8 protein-coding genes are annotated in these 6,473 nt (G+C 54.7%); 4 read left to right on the top strand and 4 right to left on the bottom strand.

All coding sequences use genetic code 11. The features are described from left to right. Positions 1-256 (bottom strand): surface-adhesin E family protein (locus ACIQ3A_RS13120; RefSeq protein ID WP_396432176.1); only part of this gene is annotated, 256 nt, incomplete at its 3' end. Between the two features lie 8 nt (positions 257-264). Next, positions 265-1,191 carry a GNAT family N-acetyltransferase gene (locus ACIQ3A_RS13115; protein WP_396432175.1) on the bottom strand — a complete coding sequence of 309 codons (927 nt, stop codon included), beginning with the start codon at positions 1,189-1,191 and terminating at the stop codon, positions 265-267. A gap of 284 nt (positions 1,192-1,475) precedes the next feature. Here ACIQ3A_RS13115 and motA point away from each other — a divergent pair, with 284 nt between their 5' ends. From motA to ACIQ3A_RS13100, 3 genes are all read left to right on the top strand, one after another. Beyond that, the gene (motA, locus tag ACIQ3A_RS13110) at positions 1,476-2,339 is read left to right on the top strand and encodes a flagellar motor stator protein MotA (protein ID WP_396432174.1); all 864 of its coding nucleotides are present in this window, start codon (positions 1,476-1,478) and stop codon (positions 2,337-2,339) included. After that, a complete protein-coding gene (locus tag ACIQ3A_RS13105) occupies positions 2,339-3,304 on the top strand; it encodes a flagellar motor protein MotB (protein WP_396432173.1) in 966 nt (321 codons plus the stop codon). Before motA ends, ACIQ3A_RS13105 begins: the two co-directional genes overlap by 1 nt. 82 nt (positions 3,305-3,386) lie before the next feature. Next, positions 3,387-3,884: a hypothetical protein gene (locus ACIQ3A_RS13100; protein WP_396432172.1), complete on the top strand. Its 498-nt coding sequence runs from the start codon at positions 3,387-3,389 to the stop codon at positions 3,882-3,884. A 1-nt stretch (position 3,885) separates the two neighbouring features. On the opposite strand, the gene ACIQ3A_RS13095 is transcribed toward ACIQ3A_RS13100, so the two are convergent. Both ACIQ3A_RS13095 and ACIQ3A_RS13090 read right to left on the bottom strand, forming a co-directional pair. Continuing rightward, on the bottom strand, positions 3,886-4,593 hold the full coding sequence (locus tag ACIQ3A_RS13095) for a hypothetical protein (protein ID WP_396432171.1): 708 nt from the start codon (positions 4,591-4,593) through the stop codon (positions 3,886-3,888). 205 nt (positions 4,594-4,798) lie between these two features. Beyond that, a complete protein-coding gene (locus tag ACIQ3A_RS13090) occupies positions 4,799-5,092 on the bottom strand; it encodes a hypothetical protein (protein WP_396432170.1) in 294 nt (97 codons plus the stop codon). A 229-nt stretch (positions 5,093-5,321) separates the two neighbouring features. Between ACIQ3A_RS13090 and ACIQ3A_RS13085 the strand changes: the two genes are divergently transcribed. Continuing rightward, on the top strand, positions 5,322-6,473 hold a 1,152-nt coding region (locus ACIQ3A_RS13085; RefSeq protein ID WP_396432169.1), incomplete at its 3' end, for a 7TM-DISM domain-containing protein.

The raw sequence follows: 6,473 nt of genomic DNA, 5'->3' as shown, positions 1-6,473 counted from the left end.
TGCAGTCGTATTCGTTCAGGTAGCGTCTGGAGCGCACCCCTTCGGGGTCCGGCGTTTTGAGGTCTTGCATTTCCCAGACGCGGCGGACCCTGTCTTCCCGCTCGATGGCACTGCGGTCCACGTAGAGTGTCACTTCCGGGGTTTCGCCGATGCGGGTCCAGGCCTGTGCGGTCAGTGGGCTCAGACAACCTGCCAAGCCTGCACAGCACAGGCTCCACCGAACCACAGCACGCATTGAAAATGCTCGCATCGTCATGTTTGTTCTCAAAAATAAGTTCCCGCCAGGGTGATGGCTTGACCGCCAGTACCCAGTTTGAAGCGAGAGATGCCGGGCAGATCGTGGGTGTTGACGCCCCCCAGATCGAGCACCTCGATGCCTTGTTCCTGCAAGTAAGCCATGGCCTGCCAGAGCAATGCGTTGTGGGCATTGATCTGTCGGCCCTCGTCATCAGCCCAGCCCATATGGTAACTGGCAACGCGGCCATGAATCAGAAAGAGCATGCCGCCCACGGAGTTCTTGCCCAGTTCGGCATAGGCCACCACAAAAGCCTGACGAGGGTCAACCGCAGCGGCGATGTAGGCTTGAACAAAATCGGTGGGCAGACCATGGAATTTTTTCGCTTCGCGCTGGGCGAGCTCCTGGCCCAGCAGCCAATCACAGCGCTTGCGACTCGGTTGCACATGGATGCGCAGCTTCTCATTGGCCAACACTTTGTTCAAGCGGTTGCGCCACTTGCCCTCGAGCTGGGCTTTCAATGTGGGCAGCGGGTGGGTCAAATCGAGCAGCACGGTGGAGTAACCGGTCATCACCCGTGAGAGTCCTCGGGTTTCAACCGGATCGAGTTGCTCGCCTGTGCGGTCGGGGGAAAACAAGGGCACTTTCAAGCGGGGCAGTGGGACGGATTGGCGCAAGCGCTTGTAAATATCCGCACGCTCAGCGGGGCTGAGATCGGGATGAAAGATCGGGCCCCGCATGCACGAGGCCAAAGAGATGTAGCCAAGCACCCGTTTGCACATGAATTGGGCAACGGCCACCAGTTGGCCTTCTTGCCAGACCATGGCACGAGAGACGGTCACACCCAATGAAGTCAAGGCTTCGCCGTAAGTCCATGCCTGCTGCAAAGCACCGTGCTGGGTCGAATGAAATTCTTCCCAATCGGCTTGTGGCAGTTGCTCCCATTTCACATCCATATTGTCATAATAGGCAAATTTTTCAAATTCGACTCAAGATATCTCATTTGAGTCCGACTAATACCGGTGCTAGGGGAAAAATGAGCTCGCCATCACCCAAAGAACATGCCATCTTGGGGCATGACATCCCCAAAGCCCGCTTGACGATTTCGGGTTGGGCTTGGGGGTCGCTGTACTTGGGTCTGCCTGTCATTTTGCTGGGCAATTTGATAGACTTGTTTTTTCAATGGGCGCTGGGTTGGTGCATCGGTATTTGGTGCATTGTCTAGATTTAAAGGGCCACCATGTTTTTCTTTGTCGGTTTAGCGGTTGTTTTTGGTGCTGTTTTCGGCGGTTACATCCTTGCTGGCGGAAAAATGGGCCCCATCCTAAAAGCCGCACCGTTCGAACTTCTCATCATCGGTGGTGCAGCCATTGGCGCTTCTTTGGTGGCCAACAGCTTTCCCGTGTTCAAAGCCGCCATGGGTGGTATTGGGCAGTGCATCAAGGGCCCCAAGTGGCATCAGGCGGATTACCTGGCCCTGATGCTTTTGATCGGGAAACTGCAAAATGTGATGAAAAAAGACGGCGTCGTGGCATTGGAGGCGCATGTCGAGAATCCCGACTCCAGCCCGATTTTTGGAGAGTTTCCAAAATTGGCCAAAGACAAGTCGATCGTTCAGATGATTTGCGATCCCCTTCGATTGATGGTGATCTCGCAGGGCAAGCTGGACGCTGATGCCCTGGATGATTTGATGAAAAAGGCCATCAAGGTTCACCACCATGAAGCCTTGATGGCTCCCGGTGCGCTGGCCAATATTGCGGGTGGTTTGCCCGCGCTGGGTATCGTGGCCTGTGTGTTGGGTGTGGTCAAAACCATGGGTGCGATTGACCAGCCTCCACCTGTCCTGGGTGCGCTGATTGGTGCTGCGCTGGTGGGGACGTTGCTGGGCGTGTTTTTGGCCTACGGCATGTTTGAGCCCTTTGCTGGGCGGCTGACCCAAATCATCAACGAAGACTCGCAGGTGTACGACGTGATTCGAGAAATGCTGGTGGCCAACCTCAAAGGTCATCCACAACCCTTGGTGATCGAGTCAGCCCGTGCCTGCATATCTCACCACTCCCAACCGAGCTTCTCCGAAGTCTTTGACGGGATGCGAGGTTCCTGATGGCCGAGGAAGGCAATGCAGTACCCGCGGCCAGCGATCAAGAGGCCGTTGCTGCCGAGCCCGTGCGGCCGATCATTCGCAAAATCATTGTCGAGGACGGTCATGCAGGTGCTCACGGTGGTGCCTGGAAAATCGCCCTAGCCGACATGATGACGGCGATGATGGCTTTCTTTTTGTTGATGTGGCTTTTGGGTGCCACCAACGAAGACAAGCGAAAAAGCGTGGCCGACTATTTCAGGCCGTCCTCCCACAGCCAGATCGTGTTTGGCGAATTGGCTGGCTCCAATGGCTTGTTCGGTGGCAAGTCCATCGTCGACCCAGAAGGTTTCCCTTTCACCGCCAAGCAAACGGCGATGCTGGAGCGTTTGACGCCGCAAGCCCAAGGTGGCCCAGACGAAAGCTTCGGCTCGTCCCAAGAAGAAAACAACAAAGACGGCCCTTCTGACCAAGACCCTGGCAATGAAAGCGGTACCGGAACGCCCAGCCAGAAACAGGATAAGGAAAATTTCGATAAGGTCGAAAAAGAGATCAAACAGAAGTTGTCTGAAAATCCACAGTTAGAAAAAATCAAGGATCAAGTCAACATCACGCGCGAAAAGGATGGCTTGCGCATTGAGGTCATGGACAAGGCTGATTTCGCTATGTATGCCTCTGGTGGCGCCGTGATGAGCAGCAGAGCCGCCGCCCTGATGGCCGAGGTCACCCGATCGCTCAAACCCCTGCCGAACAAATTGTCCATCCGTGGGCACACCGACAGCCTGGGTTTCGCACCCGACAGCATGCGCAACAATTGGAGCTTGTCGACAGAACGGGCTGATGCCACACGACAGTTCATGCAGTCGCAAGGCATCAATGGCAATCGGTTTTCTCGCATCGAAGGCGTCGCCGATACCAACCCCAAAGTCACTGGCAATCCTGCAGCCCCCCAAAACCGGCGCGTCAGCATCACGGTGCTCAACCAGTGATCCGGTGAGATGCGGCTTTACTGCACGTTAAGATGACGACTGCCCGCCTTGGTTCACGCCAACACCCTCTAGAGGTCTCTCCATGTTGAAAAATACTGCAATCGGTATCGCCATTGGTCTTTTGGTCATGGGCGGCATCTGGGGGCTTGTACACCTCATGAATGACGCCCCACCCGAGCCCGAGGTGGTGGTCGAGAGCGTACCCGGTGCCAACAAGGGTGTGATGGATCTGATTTGTGAACTGGATCTGGATCTGGACGGTCAACTGGTTTTGGGCATCAAGGAAAACGAGCCCACCAGGATCACCATGGCGCAGATTGATTTCGATAAAAAATCAGGCTGGTATCAAGGAACAATAGCCATATCTGAAAGCCGGTCGGGCACCCTGCAGCTGGCGGGCACGCAACTGAAGGTTAACCGTTCAGCCATGTTTCAGCGCTTTGGCGTCATGATCGCCGGTGAAGAGTTTGTGTTGGACCGCAAAACGGGCAGTTTTGTTCAATCCCTTAACTTGAGTGACGGGCGCAAAGTCAACCTCATCAAAGGCACTTGTGCCAAAGTGATCAAACCGCCCTTCTGAATCAAAGGGTTTGGTGACACCATCCCATTTCAAGCCAATGCGCGTAACCCGGTTTGAAGTGCCAAGCGGTGTATTGCACGGGTGTGCCCTGTGGCAGGACCTGCTCTGTCAGGTGGTCGAGCCAAGGGCTCACAGCCCCCGTGCTGCGCAGCCAATCTTGTCCTTGACTGGATTCCATCGCCCACCCTGCTAGGGCCAACTTGGGCTTTGGCCAGGGGAGTTCATGCCGACGGGGCCCTGACATGCGGTCGTGCAAACTGCCCCAGGCCACGCCCTTCATCTGATGCTGTATTTGGGCCAATCGGTGTGCGGTCTCTTGCAATGGCAAGCCCGTGAAACGCAATTGCCCCAGCACATTGTCAAACCAGAAAAAAGCGCCAGGCATGCTGCTCACCAGTTCGGGCAAATGGGCCAACCCGTCGCCCGTGTGCAGGTGCAATGCTTTGACTTGGTGCTTCAGGTGCCGGCCATGTCGAGCATAAAAAAGCGGCTTGGCCCAAGGGTCGATGTCCCAAGCATGAACTTCTTCAAATTGCGCCAACCAAGCCGTGGGCAACATCCAACCGGCACTCGCGCCGATCAAAACCAGTTGTTGGCGGGGCATCGCTTGCGACATCAGCCAATCGGCGATCTGCGAAGAGGCTGGGGCCCAGCGCTCCTGAGACCGCCACGCCCGCAAGTGCCAATGCCATCCGCCCGTTATGTTCATGCGGGCATTTTATGGATGGTTCAAACGCTCATTTTGCGCAAACATGAATATCTTGGCCTCAGCGTTCATCTCTGTCTTGAAGGTGAAACAGGCTTTGAGGGATAGGAAATCCAACCGCATGCGCTCAATTATGACCCATGCACGAGCAGTGCCAGGAGCAGCCTGTCGCCCAGCGGCGTGGCGCTGAACGATGCCGTGGGTCTGATCAGTTGTTGAAATACTTGCGCATTTCACTCAGCGTTTTGGATTCTTTCGGTGGTGAATTTTTCGACCGTGAATCTTCCGGCTTGGAGAATGACAAACCTGGGAAAAGATCTTCTTTGCTCAGGTTGTACTTGTCCATCAGCACCATGATTTGTGCCGTGCCTGTTTCGATTTCTTCGTGACGTATTCGGGCTTGCTCCAACTCGGCAGCTATTTTTTCGGCCGCTTCCAATGATTGGGCAATTTTCAAATCCAGCTCGGATTTTTGTTTTTGCAATTGTTGAAAAGAAGTCATGGGGTAGTCCTGATGAAAAAAGCACAAGATGGGCTGGAATCTAACCGGGTGTCTTGTGGGTTCTCACATCAATATTCATTGAAGCGCACAGATCCTCATAAAGGACCGAGCTGTTGTTGTATCGACGCCGTGAAAGCTCACAACTGCTCTCACTTCAGGCGTCAAATGCACCGCATTTTCGAAGGGTTGCGGTTTTATCAAGCGCAAGCTCCTATGATTTGGCAAAACCATGAAGCGACTGTTTTATTTATTATTTTTATTGTTTTGCCAAGTGTCTGTGCATGCGGCCGAAGCACGCTTTCGGCTCGACACCGCTTTCCACCATGAAGAGGCGCCAACGCGGACCCTAGAAGCGGCGCAATTGCTGGACTTCAAACCTTATCAAGGTGAGCTTCGACTGGGTTTTGTGAAGGGCGAAACCTGGATCCGGCTGCAAATACAAGCGAATGCATTGGCGGACGATGCGGCACAGACCACACCCGTGGAGCGTTTGGTCCTCAGGGTGGGGCCCTATTCCTTGGATCAGCTGACGTTTTATGTTGAGGACAATGGGCAATGGGTGGCACAGCAAGGCGGAGACCGTTTTGTCAAGTCATGGGAAAACTGCCCAGATGACCTGTACTGTTTTTCGTTCGACGCGCCAAAAGGCAGCCCAGTCACCGCGTTTTTAAAAGTACAGACCGAAACGGTCAGGGTGGTCCAGACAGCCCTGGTGTCATCTGACGAGGTGATACCCGAGGCCATGGCCCGCATCACGCGCATGACGGTGTCTTTGACCTTGGGGGTCGCCGTGCTGGTGCTGTCGCTCGTCTTCCTGCTTCTGGAACGCTCGGTCTTGCTGCATGTGTTTTGCTGGCTTCAGGCGACGGCGGTGTTCATGATCGCCGCCAACAGCGGTCTGTTGGCCCAGTGGTTGCCGATGCTGGCGGCCGAAACCGTCAATCACATGAGCAACTTGGGGCAAGTCATCCGTGTGCCTTTCGTCATCCTGCTGGGCTGGGCGGCCCTGCGGGCATGCCGTCCAGCGCCCTTCTATCCTAAAGCGGTCGTGGTCCTGTTGATGGTCTGTGGCATGAACCTTTTGTGGTTGGTGACAGGCCATGCCGATTCGGCATTGAAGATCAATTTTGTGGTGATGTGGCTCAATTCATTGGTGCAGTTGTGGGGCGTTTTTTCGTCTCAACACTTCCCGCCCAAATTGCGAACGATTTTGTTGACAGGCTGGTCTCTGTTTTTGGTTATCACCACGATGGGGGTCTTGGCCACGTACGGATTTTCGGACGTTCTGGAGCAAATCACTGTTTTTCAATCCACTGGAGACTGGCGGCTCAATGGGGTGCCCATCGGCATGGCCGTTTTTTGGGTTGTGGCGACTGAAAAA

The sequence above is a fragment of the Limnohabitans sp. genome, from assembly GCF_044361985.1.
In the GTDB taxonomy this organism is placed as follows: Bacteria; Pseudomonadota; Gammaproteobacteria; order Burkholderiales; family Burkholderiaceae_C; genus Limnohabitans_A.
The sequence above is the reverse complement of the archived record's forward strand: the minus strand, read 5'-3'. Positions and strand labels throughout refer to the sequence as shown.

Excerpts from the sequence above, each read along its gene's own strand:
- ACIQ3A_RS13115 (WP_396432175.1), bottom strand. The coding sequence starts at position 1,191 with ATGGATGTGAAATGGGAGCAACTGCCACAAGCCGATTGGGAAGAATTT.
- motA (WP_396432174.1), top strand. The coding sequence starts at position 1,476 with ATGTTTTTCTTTGTCGGTTTAGCGGTTGTTTTTGGTGCTGTTTTCGGC.
- ACIQ3A_RS13105 (WP_396432173.1), top strand. The coding sequence starts at position 2,339 with ATGGCCGAGGAAGGCAATGCAGTACCCGCGGCCAGCGATCAAGAGGCC.
- ACIQ3A_RS13100 (WP_396432172.1), top strand. The coding sequence starts at position 3,387 with ATGTTGAAAAATACTGCAATCGGTATCGCCATTGGTCTTTTGGTCATG.
- ACIQ3A_RS13095 (WP_396432171.1), bottom strand. The coding sequence starts at position 4,593 with ATGAACATAACGGGCGGATGGCATTGGCACTTGCGGGCGTGGCGGTCT.
- ACIQ3A_RS13090 (WP_396432170.1), bottom strand. The coding sequence starts at position 5,092 with ATGACTTCTTTTCAACAATTGCAAAAACAAAAATCCGAGCTGGATTTG.